The organism is Streptomyces griseoruber, from assembly GCF_001514205.1.
GTDB lineage: Bacteria > Actinomycetota > Actinomycetes > Streptomycetales > Streptomycetaceae > Streptomyces > Streptomyces griseoruber.
Genome location: NZ_KQ948779.1, coordinates 151446 through 168824, shown reverse-complemented (window position 1 = coordinate 168824; position 17379 = coordinate 151446). Strand labels below are relative to the sequence as shown.

Sequence of the window (17379 nt, the reverse complement as noted above, 5' to 3'; positions counted from 1 at the left end):
GCCGGCCGGAACCGGCCGTCGGCGGCACGTGTCTGAAGCGGTGCCTGGCGTACGGCCGGGGTCCTTCGCGAGGGGAGGTGCGACGCCGGTGTCCGGGACGGCAGAGGTGGAGACGGGAACGCGGCCGGAGGCAGGGGCAGGGGCGGGGGCAGGGGCGGGGGCGGGGGCGCGGGAGTCGTACCGGCGCTGTGCCCGGCTCACCGGGCCGCTGTCGGTGCCGGGGAGCGGCGGCCCGGTGCAGGTGCGGTTCCGCAACGTCCTGAGCACCGCGCAGCGGGTCGTCCTCACCGCCCTGGCGCTGCTGACCGCGTGCAGCACTCTCGTGCTCGCCGGGTGGCTGCTGCTGCCCCGGCACGTGCCCGGCGGCGGCGCCGGTGCGCTCGGCGACTGGCGGCTGGTCCTCGCCCGGCTCGCCTTCTGCGTGGTCGTCACCATCGAACTCGTCAAGGTGGTGCAGGTCTTCGCCGTCTGGACGTTCGCCTGGCACGCCCGCGACCCCGTGCCGCTCACCCCGCCGACGGGCCTGCGGGTGGCGATGCTGACCACCATCGTGCCCGCCAAGGAACCCCTCGACGTCGTGGAGCGCACCCTGCGGGCCATGCGCCGAGTCACCTACTACGGCGGCAGCGTCGACGTGTGGATCCTGGACGAGGGCGACGACCCCGCCGTACGCGCCCTCGCCGCGCGCCTCGGCGTCCACCACTTCACCCGCAAGGGCCGCCCCGAGTACCACCGGCCCTGGGGCATCTTCCGTACCCGGACCAAGGCGGGGAACCACAACGCGTGGCGCGCCGAGCACGAGCGCGGCTACGACGTGATCGCCCAGATGGACCCCGACCACGTCCCGCTGCCCTGCTTCCTGGAGCGCTGCCTCGGCTACTTCCACGACCCCGACGTCGCGTTCGTCGTCGCGCCCCAGGTGTACGGGAACATGGACGACAACTGGATCGCGCACGGCGCCTCCGTCCAGCAGTACCTGTTCAGCGGGATCGTCGAGCGTGGCGGCAACGGCCTCGACGCGCCGCTGCTCATCGGCACCAACCACCTCTACCGGGCTACGGCCTGGCGCAGCATCGGCGGCTATCAGGACTCGATCATCGAGGACCATCTGACCAGCATGCGCGTCCAGGGCACCGTCAACCCGGCCACCGGCCACCGCTGGAAGGGCGTCTACACCCCGGACGTGATCGCCGTCGGCGAGGGCCCCACGAGCTGGACCGACTACTTCAACCAGCAGAAGCGCTGGGCCTACGGCGTCTGGGAGATCAAGCTCAACCGCCGTCTCACCGAGGGCGTCCGGCTGGACCGGCGCCAGCGACTGCTCTACACCCTGGTGCAGTTCTACTACCCGAGCGTCGCCGCGACCCTCCTCCTCGGCACGCTCGCCACCGCCCTCGCCCTGCTGCTCGGGGTGACGACCGCCGGTCTCGAGGGGCCGACCTGGCTGGGCCTGTGGTCGGCCGGGATGGGCAGCTGGCTGTGGCTGTGGTGGTGGCTGCGCCGCTTCAACCTCGCCGAGCACGAGCGGCGCGAACTCGGCGTCCGCGGTTTCGCCCTGGCCCTGTTCGCCGGGCCCGTCTACGTGTCGGCCGCCCTCTCCGCGCTCCTGCGCCGCCCCCTCGGCTACGCGGTCACCGCCAAGGGCGAGCTGCGCAGCCCCGACTCACCGCGTACCTTCCGGCTCCATCTGCTCTGGGCGGGCCTCATGGCGGCCCCGCTGACGGCCAGTCACGTCCTCGGCCACACCAACCCGGCGCCCCGGCTGTGGGCGGTGCTGGCGCTGCTGACGGGACTGCTGCCGCCGCTGCTCGCGGCCCGGGAGGCCCGGTGAGGCCCACGGTCCCGCGGGTGCTCGCCGTCGTCCTCGCCCTTCTGCTCGGCGGGTACGTCTTCGTCGTGGGACCGCACCTCGCGGGCGAGCCCGACCGGCGCCGCGCGGCCGCGATCGACGCTGCGCTGCCGCCCACCCACCCCGTCCACCGGGACGGCCAGGACAGCCGGGACGGCCAGGACAGCCGGGACGGCCGGGCCACGTTCCCCGCGCCCGGGGACGCCTTCGTCGGCATCATGACCGACGCGGGCGTCCACGACCTCACCGAGGCGGCCCGGTTCACCCGCGCCACCGGACACCTCCCGCAGGTCTACGAGTTCTCCCTGGACTGGGCGAGCGACACCTTCGACGCCGGGCCCGTCGACGACGTCGCCCGGCGCGGCATGATGCCCCTGCTGGCCTGGGAACCCTGGGACCACCGGGCCGAGCCCGACGAGGAGCGACTGCGCGGTGTACAGCCCCGCTACCGGCTCTCCCGGATCATCGACGGCGCCTTCGACCCGTACATCCGCGCCTGGGCGAAGGGCGTCGCCTCGCTCGGCCACCCGGTGGGGATCCGCTTCGCCCACGAGATGAACGGCTACTGGTACCCGTGGTGCGAGGAGGCCAACGGCAACCGGCCGGGCGAGTACGTGCGGGCCTGGCGGCATGTGCACCGCCTCTTCGAGCAGGCGGGCGCCGACAACGCGGTCTGGGTGTGGAGCCCCAACGTCCACTACGAGAACGCCACCCCGTTCGAGGAGCTCTACCCCGGAGACGCCTATGTGGACTGGGTGGGTCTGTCCGGCTACTACGGCACCGTGGGCCTGGAGAGCTACCAGTCCTTCGACCGGATCTTCACCGCCTCGGAGCGGCGGCTGCGCCGGCTCACCGCCAAGCCCCTGGTGATCACCGAGGTGGGGGCCACGGACGCGGCCGGCCGCAAGGCGGAGTGGATCACCGACATGTTCCGCTCGCTGCCCCGCCATCCGGGAATCATCGGCGTGATCTGGTACGAGGCGGTCCGGGTGATCGACTGGCGGGTCACCACCTCCGCCGCGAGCGTCCGCGCCTTCGCGGCCGGGGTCTCGGCACCGCGCTACCGCACCCCGTGGTCGCCGGGCGCCGTGCCGCGCGCTCGTCCCTGACGGGCACCGGCGCTCACAGGAGCGCGAACTGCCCCTCGGGGCCTTCCTCCTGATGGTCCAGCACAGAAGCGGGACGACGGGCGGAGTCCGGGACCGGCAGCACGCCGGCCGCCCGCAGCTCACCGGCCGTGACCTGATCCGTCACCGTCAACTCCCGCCGCTGTGCGTGCACTTCGGCGAGCAGCGCCAACACCGTGATCAGCTCCAGGAGTTCGGACGTCCACGTCTGCTGCCAGACGGCCGGACGGATCGCCTCCAGGGTGCCCGGCCCGGCGCTCTCGGTGGTCCGGGCCGTGAACCACTGCTCCAGGACCCGGACCCCCGCGCCCGTCTCGACGTCCCAGGCCTCCGGCGGGACCGGCGAGATCCGGCCTTCGTCGAGATGGAGGGTTTCCTCCGCACGGTCGTAGAGGAGGGTCAGCGGACGGGCCGGGAGCGGGGCGCGGACGTAGGGGCGGCGGCCGCCGGGCAGCTTGGGGCGCTCGCCGTCCCGGCGCAGCAGCCACAGCGCCCGCCGGCCCGACGCGACGCCCCGGGCCCACACGTCGGGGTCCCGGGGGAGCGGGACGGTGAGATCGGGGCGGACGGCCGTCAGGGTCCAGGCCAGGAAGTCCAGCGGATCGGGGGAGTGGTCCAGGTGCGCCAGGAGCCGGGGCGCCAGATTCGGTTCGGCACCCCCCGGGCGCCGGTACAGCGGGCGGACCCGGCCGGGCCGCAGCAGGGGCAGCAGGGAGGTGGCGAGGAGCGGGGCCGCCGGCAGCTCGGGGGTCTCCACCACGAACACCTGCCGTTCGTCCGCCACCCGCCACAGCTCGGGGCGGGCCGCGTCGATCAGCCGGTGGTCGGGGATCAGCCACCGCTCGTCGTACGGGGCGGCCAGCACCCGTACGGGCTCGGGGCAGGGGCCGGACGCCCGGACCAGCCGTTCGGTGCCGCCCGTGCGCCCCGGAAGCTGGCCGACCGCGGTGTGCAGGGTGCGCGAGCGCGTCGGCTCGAACAGGGTCTCGCGTTCCGGGCCGGCGGCCGTCACCAGGGCCTCCCAGCGGGCCTTCAGGGACGCCGGGTCGGCAGCCGTCGGCCACCCCCGGCCGAGCCGCGGCGGTGCGACGGACCACGGCATGAGGTCCGCCAGCAGCGGAGCGTCGTCGTGCGTCACGCTGGGCATCGTAGTTGGTGCTCAGGGCGCGTCGAGGGTGACCGTGAAGGAGAAACGGTCCCCGCGGTACTGGATGACGGCCGCGTCGAGCACCCGCCCCGCCCGGTCGTGGATGATCCCCGTGTAGTGCAGGATCGGGCTCAGCAGCGGAACATCGAGCAGCTGGGCCGTCTCCGGGTCCGCGAGCCGGGCCTCCACGGTGTCGGTGATCCGGCCGATGTCCGCGCCCACCACGTCCCGCAGCACCTTGGTCATCGGCCGGCGCACCAGGTCCTCCGGGTCGATGCGGGCGGCGATCTCGGGACGGACGTAGTTGCGGGCGTGGTTGGTCGGCTCGCCCGTCTTCTCGTCGCCGCGCAGCCGGTGGTACGTCGCCACCTCGGTCAGATCCGGGAAGTGCTCGGCGAGTTCGGCGGGCACCCGCGCGGGCCCGTGGCCGAGGAGCTTCGTCACCATGCCCGACTGCTGGGCCACGATCGCGTCGACCGACCCGAGGAGCCGCACGGGTGCGCCCCTCCGCACCCTGGGTTCGATGAACGTGCCCCGCCGTCGGTGCCGGGTGATCAGCCCCTCGTCCTCCAGCTCCTTCAGCGCCTGCCGCATGGTCAGCACGCTCACCCCGTAGTGCTCCGCCAGCCGCTCCTCGGTGGGCAGCCGCAGCGGGTCGCGGGGCGAGCGGCCGAGTATCGAGGCGCGCAGCGACTGCGACACCTGGTACCAGAGCGGCAGCTTGCGGTTGAGGACGATCGAGTCCGGGGCGAAGGAGGTCACGGGCCATCCGTACCGGTCGGCATGGGTCAGTGCAAGGGGCGGAAGTGGCGTTCGAGGCCGTTCCACACGTCGTCGTACCGCTGTTGCAGATGGTCCGCGCCGGCCGCGTGCGGGGTGAGGGTGAGCGGCCACCGCGTCTCGAACATGAACGCGAGGCCGTCGTCGACCCGCTGCGGCCGCAGCTCGGCGGCGCTCGCCCGGTCGAAGGTCTCCCGGTCGGGGCCGTGCGCCGACATCATGTTGTGCAGCGAGCCGCCGCCCGGCACGAAGCCGCCTTTTCCGGCCGTCTTCGCGTCGTAGGCGCCCTCGATCAGCCCCATGTACTCGCTCATCACGTTCCGGTGGAAGTACGGCGGCCGGAAGGTGTCCTCGCCCACCAGCCAGCGCGGCGCGAACACCACGAAGTCCACCCCGGCCAGGCCCGGGGTGTCCGACGGGGACGTCAGCACCGTGAAGATCGACGGGTCGGGATGGTCGTACGAGATGGACCCGATGACATTGAAACGGCGCAGGTCGTAGACGTACGGGACATGGTTGCCGTGCCAGGCGACCACATCGAGCGGCGAGTGGCCGTAGGTCGCGCTCCAGAGGTTGCCGCAGAACTTGTTGACCACCTCCACCGGGCCCTCGACGTCCTCGTACGCGGCCACGGGCGCGCGGAAGTCACGCGGGTTTGCCAGTCCGTTGGCGCCGATCGGGCCGAGGTCGGGGAGGTGGAAGGGGGCGCCGTAGTTCTCGCAGACGTACCCGCGCGCGGTGGCGTCCAGGAGTTCCACGCGGAAGCGCACCCCGCGCGGGATCAGCGCCACGTCGCCCGGCTCGGCGTGCAGCAGCCCGAACTCGGTGCGCAGCAGCAGTCCGCCCCGCTCGGGCACGATCAGCAGCTCGCCGTCGGAGTCGCCGAAGACCCGGTCCATGGAGGCGTTCGCGTGGTAGAGGTGCACGGCCATGCCGGTGCGCTGCGCGGCGTCGCCGTTGCCGCCGAGGGTCCACAGGCCGGCGAGGAAGTCGGTGCCCCCGGCGGGCTCGGGCAGCGGGTCCCAGCGCAGCCGGTTGGGGTCGGCGGCCGTCTCGGTGAACGGTCCGGTGCGCAGCTCACCGTTGCCGGCGCGGGTGAATTCCGGGTGCGCGGCCGAGGGGCGGATCCGGTACAGCCAGGAGCGGCGGTTGCGGGCACGCGGCTCGGTGAAGGCCGTACCGCTGAGCTGTTCCGCGTACAGGCCGAGCGGGGCGCGCTGCGGCGAGTTGCGGCCCTCGGGGAGCGCGCCCGGCACCGCCTCGGAGGCGTGCTCGTTGCCGAACCCCGAGAGGTAGGACAGTCCCTCGGCGGTCTTGCGTGCGTCCCCGCTGCTCATCGTCGCTCCCTTGCGTGGCGGTTCCTTGCCCGGCCGATTCCTATGCATCACCGTAGGATTGCGTTTTCGCGGGCGCAAGAGGTCCGCCGGTCCTCCTCATCGAGGACGATCACGCCCGGCCAGAACCAGACCCCAGGGGGATCCGCGTGTCGGACAGGTGCTCTAATCTCCCGGGCATGTCGTGGAAGCGCGCAGCAGTCACCGCGCTCACGGTCTGTGTCCTGCCGCTGGCCGCAGCCGTGGGCTGCGGGTCCGGTGATGCCCGGGAACAGGGGCCCGTGGTGTCGCCCTCACCCGTCGGCAAGGTCCTGGACGACACGGACGACGACGGGCGCCACTACCGCGAGGTGGACAAGAAGGGGGCGCCCCGGGTGGGCGTCGAGGTCCAGCCCGACAGCGACGGCAGCTGGGACGTCCGGCTGCGGCTGACCGACTTCCGCCTCTCGCCGTCCGGCGCGCGGGCCAAGGCGGTCACCGGCCGCGGTACCGCCCGGCTCTCCGTCGACGGCCAGCCCGTGGCCGATCTGCGCACCCCGGCCTACCGCATCCCGGCCGGCTACCTCCCGCACGGCACCCACCAGGTCACCGCGCGGCTGTACGCCGACGACGGCACGGTCTGGGCCGTCGACGGCAAGCCCGTCGAGAGCACGGCCGACATCACGGTCTCGGAGCCCTCACCGTCCCCCTCCGAGTCCCCTTGAGCGCAGGGCGAGCGCACAGTGAGCGCACAGTGAGCGCATCGGCCACCTTTCTCCGTACCGAGGGGCGAGGTTCCACCAGGCCCCGACGGAAAGGCATCATGAAGTCCGTGCCCCAAGCGACATCGCTCCGTCGTGCGCCGGTCCAGCGGCGCAGTGCCGAACGGCTGACCAGGATCCTGGACGCCTGCGCCGACCTGCTGGACGAGGTCGGCTACGACGCCCTGAGCACCCGCGCCGTCGCCCAGCGCGCCGGCGTGCCCATCGGCTCCGTCTACCGCTTCTTCGGCAACAAGCGGCAGATGGCCGACGCCCTCGCCCAGCGCAACCTGGAGCGCTGGTCCGAGCGCGTCACCGAGCGGCTGGAGGGGGCCCGGCAGGGCGACTGGCGGGCCGCCATGGACGCCGTGCTCGACGAGTACCTCGCCATGAAGCGCACCGCGCCCGGCTTCTCCCTCGTCGACTTCGGCAACCAGATCCCGGTCGGCGCCCGTCAGGCCGAACCCAACCACCGCGTCGCCGACCGCCTCACCGACCTCCTCTCCGCCTACCTCGACCGCACCCCCGACGACGATCTGCGCCGCACCTTCCTCATCGCCGTCGAAACCGCCGACACCCTGGTCCAGCTCGCCTTCCGCGTGGACCCGGAGGGCGACGCGAAGGTGATCGCGGAGATGCGGGAGCTGCTGCGGGCGTATTTGGGGCGGGTGCTGGACTGAGCCGGGCGACGCCACAACTGCCCTCCCGGGCAGACCCGTTGCCAAGGTGATCGCACCTTTGGGTCGGGCGGAGGGAGGCGCTGTGGCTCGGGTCGTCGGTATCCACCGGATCGGACAGCGATGGGTGGGGGAGCACGCCATCCGGCCGCGCTTCCCGACCGCCGGTGCGCCGTCGCCGGAGACCACCCCGGCGGGCTGGCGGTGCTCGGTACCCAGCTGCTCTCCCCGGACCTGTGGCTCCCCCTCCCGTCCGCCGTGACCGGCCTGGCCACCGGCCCCGACGGCACCCTGGCGGTCGCCACCGAGGGCGGCCTGGTCGTCTTCGACCGGCCTGAGGACCCGCCCCCCGCGATCGTCCGATGAGTCGGTGAACCCCCCTCCCCTCCTTCCATACCGCTCGGTATGCTCGGCGGGAAGAAGGCATCGTCGCCCCCTGGAGGACCCGTGTCCCGCACCGCCCTGCGAATCTGCCCCCTGTGCGAGGCCACCTGCGGGCTGACGCTCACCGTCGAGGGGAACGAGGTCACCGGTGCCCGCGGTGACCGGGAGGATGTGTTCAGCAAGGGGTTCATCTGCCCCAAGGGCGCCAGCTTCGGCGCCGTGGACGGGGATCCCGACCGGCTGCGCACCCCGCTGGTGCGCCGGGACGGCGAACTGCGCGAGGCCACCTGGGCGGAGGCCTTCGACGCCGTCGCCGCCGGGATCCGCCCGGTGGTCGAGCGGAACGGGCCGCACTCCGTCGGGGTCGTCCTCGGCAACCCCAACGTCCACACCGTGGCCGGCGCCCTCTACCCGGCCGTGCTGCTCGCCAGGCTCGGCACCCGCAGCCTGTTCACCGCCTCCACGGTCGACCAGATGCCCAAGCACGTCTCCAGCGGACTGCTCTACGGCGACGCCCTCGCCATCCCCGTGCCCGACCTCGACCGCACCGACCATCTCCTCCTCATCGGCGCCAACCCCCTGGAGTCCAACGGGAGTCTGTGCACCGCCCCCGACTTCCCCGGCAGGCTCAAGGCACTCAAGGCCCGCGGCGGCACCCTCACCGTCATCGACCCGCGCCGCACCCGCACCGCCAAGCTCGCCGACCGGCACCTCGAGATCAGGCCCGGCACCGACGCCCTCCTGCTCGCGGCGATGACCTACGTGCTCTTCGAGGAAGACCTCGTGGACCTCGGGGAGTCGGCCCCGCACGTCGAAGGGGTCAGCGAAGTCCGGGAGGCCGTAAGGGAGTTCACCCCCGAGGCGGTCGCCCCCGCCTGTGACGTCGAGGCCGGGGTCATCCGGACCCTCGCCCGGGAGCTCGCCGCCGCCCCCACCGCCTCCGTCTACGGCCGCATCGGCAGCTGCACGGTCCCCTTCGGCACCCTCGGCAGCTGGCTCGTGGACGTCCTCAACATCCTCACCGGCAACCTCGACCGCCCCGGCGGAGCCCTCTTCCCGCTGGCCGCCACCGACCGGACCCGCCCGGCCGGACCCGGCCGCGGCTTCCGGCTCGGCCGGTGGCACTCCCGCGTCAGCCGGTACCCCGAGGCGAAGGGCGAGCTGCCCCTCTCCGCGCTCGCCGAGGAGATCGACACCGCGACCGAGGAGGGCGAGCCGATCCGCGCGCTCATCGCGGTGGCCGCCAACCCGGTGCTGTCCGCCCCGGACGGGGACCGCCTCGACAAGGCGCTCGGCGCGCTCGACTTCATGGTCAGCGTCGACCCGTACCTCAACGAGACCTCGCGCCACGCCGACGTCGTGCTGCCGCCGCCCCCGCCCTCCCAGAGCCCGCACCACGACTTCGCGCTGAACGCCCTCGCCGTGCGCAACCAGGTCCGCTACTCGCCCCCGGCCGTCCCGCTGGAGCCCGGCCGGATGGCCGAGAGCGAGATCCTCTCCCGGCTGGTCCTGGCCGCCACCGGAATGCACGGCGCCGACCCGTCCGCCGTGGACGACCTGGTCATCGGCCAGACCCTCGGCAAGGCCGTCGAGGAGGCCCACTCGCCCGTGCACGGCCGTGACCCGCGGGAGCTCGCCGCGCAACTCACCGGCGAGAGCGGCCCCGAACGCCGGCTCGACCTGATGCTCCGCCTCGGCCCCTACGGCGACGGCTTCGGCGCCGACCCCGACGGACTGACCTTCGCCCGCCTCCTGGAGCACCCGCACGGCATCGACCTCGGCCCGCTGCGCCCGCGCCTGCCGCAGGCCCTGCGGACCAGGAGCGGCCGGATCGAGCTGCTGCCCCGGCCGATCGCCGACGACCTCCCCCGGCTCGGCGCCGCCCTGCGCGAGCGGCCCGACGGACTCCTCCTCGTCGGCCGCCGCCATCTGCGTTCCAACAACAGCTGGATGCACAACGTCCCGGCTCTCACCGGCGGCACCAACCGCTGCACCCTGCACATCCACCCCGAGGACGCCGAGCGGCTGGGCGTACGGGACGGGGCGCCGGTGCGGGTGAAGGGCGCCGGGGGAGAGGTGACCGCCCCGGCCGAGGTCACCGAGGGCGTGCGCCGGGGCGTGGTGAGCCTGCCGCACGGCTGGGGCCACGACCGGCCCGGCACCCGGCTCAGCCACGCCGCGACGAATCCCGGCGTCAACGTCAACCAGCTCCTCGACGGCAGCCTGCTGGACCCGCTGTCGGGCAACGCGGTCCTCAACGGCGTGCCCGTCGAGGTCGCCGCGCTCGTCACAACGCCGTGACCTGGAATATTGCGCTTATTGCTCGCACGTCAACTCCTTGTTAACGCCGATTGAACGGGCCTAACGTCAACGCACCGCCGACCCCCAGGTGGGATGTTCAAGGGCGAACGTTAGGTATCCATTCATGTTGACCATCCTCGGCTTCGCCATGATCGCGACCTTCCTGGTCCTGATCATGATGAAGAAGATGTCGCCGATCGCGGCGCTCGTGCTGATCCCGGCGCTGTTCTGCGTCTTCGTCGGAAAGGGCGCCAAGCTCGGTGACTACGTCATCGAAGGCGTCGGCAGCCTCGCCCCGACGGCGGCGATGCTCATGTTCGCGATCGTCTACTTCGGTGTGATGATCGATGTCGGCCTCTTCGACCCGATCGTCCGGGGCATCCTGAGGTTCTGCAAGGCCGACCCGCTGCGCATCGTCGTCGGCACGGCACTGCTCGCCGCGATCGTCTCCCTCGACGGCGACGGCTCCACCACCTTCATGATCACCGTCTCGGCGATGTACCCGCTGTACAAGCGCCTGAAGATGAGCCTGGTCGTGATGACCGGTGTGGCCGCCATGGCCAACGGCGTGATGAACACGCTGCCCTGGGGCGGCCCGACCGCCCGCGCCGCGACCGCGCTGAAGCTCGACGCGAGCGACATCTTCGTGCCGATGATCCCGGCGCTGGCCGTGGGCCTCCTCTTCGTCTTCGTCCTCGCGTACGTCCTCGGCCGCCGCGAGCGCAAGCGGCTCGGCGTGCTGACGCTGGACGAGGCGCTGGAGCCCCAGGAGGCCGAGACGGTGCTGGTCGGCGCGGGCACCGGCGCGAAGGCCACCACGGCCGGCGGCAGCCCGTCCCTGCCCGAGGAGCCGCAGGACGAGGGCTTCCAGGGCCTCGACCCGCACCGGGCCACCCTGCGCCCCGGGCTGTACTGGTTCAACGCGCTGCTCACGGTCACCCTGCTCACCGCCATGATCATGGAGTGGCTGCCGATCCCGGTGCTGTTCCTGCTCGGCGCCGCGGCCGCGCTCACCGTCAACTTCCCGCACATCCCGGACCAGAGGGCCCGGCTCGCCGCCCACGCCGACAACGTCCTCAACGTCTCCGGCATGGTCTTCGCCGCCGCCGTCTTCACCGGCGTCCTCCAGGGCACCGGTATGGTCGACCACATGGCCCGGTGGATGGTCGACGTCATCCCCTCCGGCATGGGCCCGCACATGGCCCTCGTCACCGGCCTGCTGAGCCTCCCGCTCACCTACTTCATGTCCAACGACGGCTTCTACTTCGGCGTCCTGCCGGTCCTCGCCGAGGCCGGTGCCGCGCACGGGGTCACGCCGCTGGAGATGGCCCGCGCCTCGCTCGTCGGCCAGCCCCTGCACATGTCGAGCCCGCTCGTCCCGGCCGTCTACGTCCTGGTCGGCATGGCGAAGGTCGAGTTCGGCGACCACACCCGCTTCGTGGTCAAGTGGGCCGCCCTCACCTGTCTGGTGATCCTCGGCGCGGGCCTGCTGTTCGGCATCGTCTGACCCGCTCCCCGAGTACCTGGAGGACTTCGTGAGGCCCGGCAGGAACCGCGGCTGGCTGCTCCGGCTCGTCATCGCCTTCTCCTTCGCGCAGGGGGCGGTGTCGATGGCCCGGCCCGCCGTCTCCTACCGGGCCCTCGCGCTGGGCGCCGACGAACGGGCCGTCGGCGTCATCGCGGGCGTCTACGCGCTGTTGCCGCTCTTCGCCGCCGTACCGCTCGGCCGCCGCACGGACCACGGGCGGTGCGCCCCGCTGCTGCCGGTGGGCGTGGTCCTCATCTCCGGCGGCTGCGCCCTGAGCGGCCTCGCGGGCTCCCTGTGGGCGATGGCCCTGTGGAGCGGGGTGATGGGCCTCGGTCACCTGTGCTTCGTCATCGGCTCCCAGTCGCTCGTCGCCCGCCAGTCCGCCCCGGACGAACAGGACCGCAACTTCGGCCACTTCACGATCGGCGCCTCCCTCGGCCAGCTGGTCGGCCCGGTCGCGGCGGGCGCCCTGATCGGCGGCGACGACATGGCGGGCGGCAGCGCGCTCGCCCTGCTCGTCGCGGGTGCGGGCTGCGCGGTGGCGTTCACGTCCCTCTGGCGGATCGAAGACCGCGATACGGCGTCCACGTCCCGTACGGCAGGCGGTGACCGAGTGCCCGTCGGCCGCATCCTGCGCGCCCGGGGCGTTCCGGCCGGCATCTTCGTCAGCCTCGCCGTGCTCTCGGCGACCGACATCCTCACCGCCTACCTCCCGGTGGTCGGTGAGCACCGGGGCATCGCGCCCTCGGTGATCGGCGTCCTGCTCAGCGTCCGGGCGGCGGCCACCATCGCCTGCCGGCTCGTGCTCACCCCGCTGCTGCGGCTGCTCGGCCGGACGCCGCTGCTCGCCGTGACCTGTCTGCTGGCGGCGCTGCTGTGCGCGGGGATCGCGCTGCCGGTGCCGGTCCGGGCGCTGGGCGTGATCCTCGCCGTCCTCGGCTTCTGTCTCGGGGTCGGGCAGCCGCTGTCCATGACGACGGTCGTGCAGGCCGCGCCCGACGGCGCCCGCTCCACGGCCCTCGCGCTGCGGCTCACCGGCAACCGCCTCGGCCAGGTCGCCGCGCCCGCCACGGCGGGGCTGGTCGCCGGGGTCGCGGGGGTGGCGGCGCCCTTCGTGATGCTGGGCGCGCTGCTGTTGCTGTCCTCGGGGGTGGCCCTGCGCTCCCCGGCGAAGCCGGCCGAGCCGCGGGAGGCGGTCGCCGGGCCACGCCGCTCCGGGTCGGCGGTGGGCCGGAAGAGGGACAGCTGACGGGGCGCAGGGCGAGGCTCCCGTCGTTCGGTGCGCGCATGTGACAAAGAGTCAGATGAAGAGCGATTTGTATGAAAATCATCTGACTCGGAGGAGCCCGCATGCACGTCACGCCCCGCCCCCGCCGCGCCGGCGCCCGTATCGCCGCCCTCGCGGCCCTCACCGTCGCGGGGAGCACCCTGGCCGGGGGGCACGCCTTCGCCGCCGCCAACGGAGACGTCAAGATCCACGACGCCGAGACCGGTGTCGAGGTGCCGGCGAACGACCCCCACGTCTGTCTCTTCTACATCGACGCCTTCAACTTCGACCCGAACGAGAACGCCTCCTGGACCATCGTGACCCAGCCGCCGTCCTCCGGACCCGACGGCGCCACCGGCGAGATCACCCTCGACGCCACGGGGGCGGGCCGGAGCGAGGACATCTCCCTCCCCAACGGGCACTACAAGCTCACCTTCACGACGGCCGACGGTGACGGCGCGGGCAAGAGCAAGGTCTTCTGGGTCGACTGCGCGTCCGGTTCGCCGAGTCCGAGCACCAGCCCGAGCACCAGCACCAGCCCGAGCGGCAGCCCGAGCGCCAGCCCCAGCACCAGCCCGAGCGAGTCCGCCACCGGGTACCCCACCGGCCATCCCAGTGGCCCGCACGGCTACCCCGGCGGCCCCCACGGCGGTCCCCCCGCCGGTGGCGGCGGGCTCGCCCGGGATGCCGCCTTCGGGCCGGTGGCCGGTGCGGCGGCGGTAGGCGTGGCCGCGGTCGGCGGAGTGGTCTGGTTCCGGCTCCGTCGCCGTCCGCATGGCGCCGCGTAGAAGGAGGCGCAGGCGCAGGCCCTGGTACCGGACGCGCGCCTACCGCCTGACCCGGACGGTCGTACTGACCGCCACCCTGGTCACGGGATGCGTGCACTGGACCCAGGACGAGGAACCCCCGGGCGCGGCGGCGGCCGGCCCGGGGGGCTCCGCCCGGGTCGCCGGAGCGGCACCCGGCGACCCCGCCGACGGCCGGGGCCCACTGGCCGCGCCGCACCCCCAGGACGGCGACTCCCGCCCCCGGGGCACGCCTTCCCCCGGCGGACCCCGCGTGTCCCGCCCGGCGGCCGCCCCGCCACCCCTCCCGTACTCCCGGGCCGTCCGCCTCCTCATCCCCTACCTCAGCGTGGACGCCCCGGTCATGGATCTCCGGCTCGACGACCGGCGCCGGCTGCCCGCGCCCGCCGAGAACGACGCCCACCGTGTCGGCTGGTACGCGGACGGTCCGGGGCCGGGCGGGCGGGGGACCGCCGTCGCCGTCGGGCACCTCGACACCGACAGCGGTCCGGCCGTCTTCGGGGGCCTGTCGGAGCTGAGGCGGGACAAGCTGATCGAGGTCCGCCGGGCCGACGGCCGTACCGCCGTCTACGCCGTCGACGCCCTGCGCAAGTACGAGAAGGCGCACTTCCCCAACGGGGAGGTGTACGGCGACCGCGGCCGCCCCGAGCTGCGGCTGATCACCTGCGGCGGCATCTTCCACCGCAGGACCGGCTACGACGGCAACCTCGTCGTCTTCGCCCACTTCATCCGCGTACGCGAACCGGACCCCCGCCCCCGCTGACCTGAACCGGACGTGGGGTGGCGCAGTCGCCCCGGCGGCCCCTGGTGCCGGAAAACTAACGACGCTAGTTTGGGGCGCGGACGACCACCACCGCCGGAAGGAACGCGATGAAGGCACACGACGGCATCTATCTCGACGGCGCGTGGCGCCCCGCCGCGGGCCGGGACGTGATCGAGGTCGTCGACCCGGCCGACGAGCAGGTGATCGCCCGGGTCCCGGCCGGTGACGCCGAGGACGTCGACGCCGCCGTACGGGCCGCCCGCGCCGCGCTCCCCGGCTGGGCGGCCACCCCGCCCGCCGAGCGCGCCGCCCGGCTGACCGCGCTCCGGGACGTCCTGGCGCGCCGCAAGGACGAGATCGCCGAGACCGTCACCGCCGAACTCGGCTCACCGCCCGCCTTCTCCCAGGCGGTCCACGCCGGCCTGCCGATCACGGTCGCGGGCTCCTACGCCGAACTCGCCGCCACGCACTCCTTCGAGGAGAAGGTCGGCAACTCCACCGTCCTGCACGAGCCGATCGGCGTGGTCGCCGCCATCACGCCCTGGAACTACCCGCTGCACCAGATCGTCGCCAAGGTCGCCCCGGCCCTGGCCGCCGGCTGCACGGTGGTCCTCAAGCCCGCCGAGGACACCCCGCTCACCGCCCAGCTCTTCGCCGAGGCCGTCCACGAGGCCCGGGTCCCGGCCGGGGTGTTCAACCTGGTCACCGGCCTCGGCCCGGTCGCGGGCCAGGCCCTCGCCGAGCACCCCGGCGTCGACCTGGTCTCCTTCACCGGCTCCACGGCCGTCGGCCGGCGGATCGCCGCCACGGCCGGCGCCGCGATCAAGAAGGTGGCCCTGGAACTCGGCGGCAAGTCCGCCAACGTCATCCTGCCGAGCGCCGACCTCGCCAGGGCGGTCCATGCCGGCGTCGCCAACGTGATGTCCAACTCCGGCCAGACGTGCAGCGCCTGGACCCGCATGCTGGTCCACCGCGACCGCTACGACGAGGCCGTCGAGCTGGCCGCGACCGCCGCCGCCAAGTACGGCGACCGCATCGGCCCGCTGGTGAACGCCAAGCAGCAGGAGCGGGTGCGGAGTTACATCGAGAAGGGCCTCGCCGAGGGCGCCAGGCTGGTCGCGGGAGGGCCAAAGTCCCCCCGCGAGCGCGGCTACTTCGTCGCACCGACCGTCTTCGCCGACGTCACGCCCGAGATGACCGTCGCCCAGGAGGAGATCTTCGGCCCGGTCCTGTCGGTCCTGCGCTACGAGGACGAGGAGGACGCCCTGCGGATCGCCAACGGCACGGTCTACGGCCTGGCCGGCGCGGTCTGGGCGGCGGACGAGGCCGAGGCGGTCGCCTTCGCCCGGCGCATGGACACCGGCCAGGTCGACATCAACGGCGGCCGCTTCAACCCCCTCGCCCCGTTCGGCGGTTACAAGCAGTCGGGCGTCGGGCGGGAACTCGGCGCGCACGGTCTCGCCGAGTACCTCCAGACCAAGTCCCTTCAGTTCTGAGGAGGTCGCCGCCATGGTCCGCGCCGCCGTACTCCCCGCCGTGGGTGCCCCCCTGGAGATCACCGACATCGACCTCCCGGACCCCGGCCCCGGCCAGGTCCGGGTGCGGCTCGCCGCCGCCGGGGTCTGCCACTCCGATCTGTCCCTGTCCGACGGCACCATGCGGGTGCCCGTCCCCGCGGTCCTCGGCCATGAGGGCGCGGGCACGGTCGTGTCCGTGGGCGAAGGGGTCGCCCAGGTGGCGCCCGGCGACCGGGTCGTCCTCAACTGGGCCCCGTCCTGCGGGAGTTGCCATGCCTGTGGACTGGGCGAGGTCTGGCTGTGCGCCAACGCCCTGGGCGGCTCCGCCGAGGTGTACGCCCGCACCGCCGACGGCACCGACCTCCACCCCGGCCTGAACGTCGCCGCGTTCGCCGAGGAGACCGTCGTCAGCGCCTCCTGCGTCCTGCCGCTGCCCGACGGCGTCCCGCTCACCGAGGCGGCCCTCCTCGGCTGCGCGGTCCTCACCGGATACGGCGCCGTCCACCACTCCGCGCGCGTCCGCCCCGGCGAGACCGTCGCCGTCTTCGGGGCGGGCGGGGTGGGCCTGGCCACCCTCCAGGCCGCCCGGATCGCCGGCGCCTCCACGATCGTCGCCGTGGACGTCTCCCCGGAGAAGGAGGAACTGGCACGGGCGGCCGGCGCCACCGAGTACGTGGTCGCCTCCGAACGGACGGCTCGCGAGATCCGCGGCCTCACCGGCAAGCAGGGCGTCGACGTGGCCGTGGAGTGCGTGGGCCGCGCCGTCACCATCCGTACGGCGTGGGAGTCCACCCGGCGCGGCGGCCGCACCACGGTCGTCGGCATCGGCGGCAAGGACCAGCACGTCACCTTCAACGCCCTGGAACTCTTCCACTGGGGCAGGACCCTGTCCGGCTGCGTCTACGGCAACGCGAACCCGGCCGAGGACCTGCCGGTGCTCGCCGGCCACGTCCGCGCGGGCCGCCTCGACCTCTCCGCGCTGGTCACCGAACACATCGCCCTCGACGGCATCCCGGCAGCCTTCGAGAACATGCTCGCGGGCAAGGGCGGCCGGGCCCTGGTGGTCTTCTAGGGGGACGGCCCCAGCCCTCTGCCGGCTCCTCCCCCTCCCCTGCCGTCCCTTCGCACGCGACAGCGCCACACCCGCCAGACACAGCGC

Annotated in this window: 15 protein-coding genes; 12 read left to right on the top strand and 3 right to left on the bottom strand. The window is 73.4% G+C overall.

All coding sequences use genetic code 11. The features are described from left to right. Positions 1 to 88: 88 nt before the first annotated feature. Together AQJ64_RS34885 and AQJ64_RS34880 are read left to right on the top strand one after the other, a co-directional pair. On the top strand, positions 89 to 1831 hold the full coding sequence (locus tag AQJ64_RS34885; RefSeq protein ID WP_107120637.1) for a glycosyltransferase family 2 protein: 1743 nt from the start codon (positions 89 to 91) through the stop codon (positions 1829 to 1831). After that, positions 1828 to 2958 (top strand): glycoside hydrolase family 26 protein, encoded by a 1131-nt coding sequence (locus AQJ64_RS34880; RefSeq protein ID WP_055635410.1) that lies wholly within the window; start codon positions 1828 to 1830, stop codon positions 2956 to 2958. Before AQJ64_RS34885 ends, AQJ64_RS34880 begins: the two co-directional genes overlap by 4 nt. Before the next feature lie 13 nt (positions 2959 to 2971). Here AQJ64_RS34880 and AQJ64_RS34875 read toward each other — a convergent pair whose 3' ends face one another. From AQJ64_RS34875 to hmgA, 3 genes are read right to left on the bottom strand one after another with little or no spacing between them, the layout of a single operon-like run. Beyond that, positions 2972 to 4123 carry a type ISP restriction/modification enzyme gene (locus tag AQJ64_RS34875; protein WP_055635411.1) on the bottom strand — a complete coding sequence of 384 codons (1152 nt, stop codon included), beginning with the start codon at positions 4121 to 4123 and terminating at the stop codon, positions 2972 to 2974. Positions 4124 to 4135: 12 nt separating this feature from the next. Beyond that, positions 4136 to 4885 carry a GntR family transcriptional regulator gene (locus AQJ64_RS34870; protein ID WP_055635412.1) on the bottom strand — a complete coding sequence of 250 codons (750 nt, stop codon included), beginning with the start codon at positions 4883 to 4885 and terminating at the stop codon, positions 4136 to 4138. A 26-nt stretch (positions 4886 to 4911) separates the two neighbouring features. Next, positions 4912 to 6240, bottom strand: coding sequence for a homogentisate 1,2-dioxygenase (gene hmgA, locus AQJ64_RS34865; RefSeq protein WP_055635413.1), 1329 nt, complete (start codon positions 6238 to 6240; stop codon positions 4912 to 4914). A gap of 176 nt (positions 6241 to 6416) precedes the next feature. Between hmgA and AQJ64_RS34860 the strand changes: the two genes are divergently transcribed. The 10 genes from AQJ64_RS34860 to AQJ64_RS34815 all read left to right on the top strand — a co-directional run bounded on the left by AQJ64_RS34860 (position 6417) and on the right by AQJ64_RS34815 (position 17292). Beyond that, entirely contained in the window at positions 6417 to 6941 is a 525-nt protein-coding gene (locus AQJ64_RS34860) for a hypothetical protein (protein ID WP_055635414.1), read from the top strand. A gap of 98 nt (positions 6942 to 7039) precedes the next feature. Next, positions 7040 to 7657 carry a TetR/AcrR family transcriptional regulator gene (locus AQJ64_RS34855; RefSeq protein WP_055635415.1) on the top strand — a complete coding sequence of 206 codons (618 nt, stop codon included), beginning with the start codon at positions 7040 to 7042 and terminating at the stop codon, positions 7655 to 7657. A 120-nt stretch (positions 7658 to 7777) separates the two neighbouring features. Next, positions 7778 to 8020, top strand: coding sequence for a hypothetical protein (locus AQJ64_RS34850; protein ID WP_055635416.1), 243 nt, complete (start codon positions 7778 to 7780; stop codon positions 8018 to 8020). Between the two features lie 81 nt (positions 8021 to 8101). After that, complete coding sequence (locus AQJ64_RS34845) at positions 8102 to 10339, top strand: molybdopterin oxidoreductase family protein (RefSeq protein ID WP_055635417.1); 2238 nt, start codon at positions 8102 to 8104, stop codon at positions 10337 to 10339. 124 nt (positions 10340 to 10463) lie between these two features. Further along, complete coding sequence (locus AQJ64_RS34840; RefSeq protein ID WP_055635418.1) at positions 10464 to 11846, top strand: CitMHS family transporter; 1383 nt, start codon at positions 10464 to 10466, stop codon at positions 11844 to 11846. A 28-nt stretch (positions 11847 to 11874) separates the two neighbouring features. Further along, positions 11875 to 13116: an MFS transporter gene (locus AQJ64_RS34835; RefSeq protein WP_055635419.1), complete on the top strand. Its 1242-nt coding sequence runs from the start codon at positions 11875 to 11877 to the stop codon at positions 13114 to 13116. Between the two features lie 101 nt (positions 13117 to 13217). Next, on the top strand, positions 13218 to 13922 hold the full coding sequence (locus AQJ64_RS34830) for a hypothetical protein (RefSeq protein WP_055635420.1): 705 nt from the start codon (positions 13218 to 13220) through the stop codon (positions 13920 to 13922). Next, the gene (locus AQJ64_RS34825) at positions 13909 to 14703 is read left to right on the top strand and encodes a class F sortase (RefSeq protein ID WP_059203287.1); all 795 of its coding nucleotides are present in this window, start codon (positions 13909 to 13911) and stop codon (positions 14701 to 14703) included. Before AQJ64_RS34830 ends, AQJ64_RS34825 begins: the two co-directional genes overlap by 14 nt. 107 nt (positions 14704 to 14810) lie before the next feature. Next, a complete protein-coding gene (locus AQJ64_RS34820; RefSeq protein ID WP_055634836.1) occupies positions 14811 to 16199 on the top strand; it encodes an aldehyde dehydrogenase family protein in 1389 nt (462 codons plus the stop codon). Positions 16200 to 16212: 13 nt separating this feature from the next. After that, positions 16213 to 17292 (top strand): Zn-dependent alcohol dehydrogenase, encoded by a 1080-nt coding sequence (locus AQJ64_RS34815; protein ID WP_055634837.1) that lies wholly within the window; start codon positions 16213 to 16215, stop codon positions 17290 to 17292. The last annotated feature ends 87 nt before the right edge of the window (positions 17293 to 17379 follow it).

Bases quoted from the DNA above. Each gene is read 5' to 3' on its own strand.
- AQJ64_RS34825 (WP_059203287.1), top strand. From the start codon at position 13,909: ATGGCGCCGCGTAGAAGGAGGCGCAGGCGCAGGCCCTGGTACCGGACG.
- AQJ64_RS34875 (WP_055635411.1), bottom strand. From the start codon at position 4,123: ATGCCCAGCGTGACGCACGACGACGCTCCGCTGCTGGCGGACCTCATG.
- AQJ64_RS34815 (WP_055634837.1), top strand. From the start codon at position 16,213: ATGGTCCGCGCCGCCGTACTCCCCGCCGTGGGTGCCCCCCTGGAGATC.
- AQJ64_RS34850 (WP_055635416.1), top strand. From the start codon at position 7,778: ATGGGTGGGGGAGCACGCCATCCGGCCGCGCTTCCCGACCGCCGGTGC.
- hmgA (WP_055635413.1), bottom strand. From the start codon at position 6,240: ATGAGCAGCGGGGACGCACGCAAGACCGCCGAGGGACTGTCCTACCTC.
- AQJ64_RS34855 (WP_055635415.1), top strand. From the start codon at position 7,040: ATGAAGTCCGTGCCCCAAGCGACATCGCTCCGTCGTGCGCCGGTCCAG.
- AQJ64_RS34830 (WP_055635420.1), top strand. From the start codon at position 13,218: ATGCACGTCACGCCCCGCCCCCGCCGCGCCGGCGCCCGTATCGCCGCC.
- AQJ64_RS34860 (WP_055635414.1), top strand. From the start codon at position 6,417: ATGTCGTGGAAGCGCGCAGCAGTCACCGCGCTCACGGTCTGTGTCCTG.
- AQJ64_RS34820 (WP_055634836.1), top strand. From the start codon at position 14,811: ATGAAGGCACACGACGGCATCTATCTCGACGGCGCGTGGCGCCCCGCC.
- AQJ64_RS34840 (WP_055635418.1), top strand. From the start codon at position 10,464: ATGTTGACCATCCTCGGCTTCGCCATGATCGCGACCTTCCTGGTCCTG.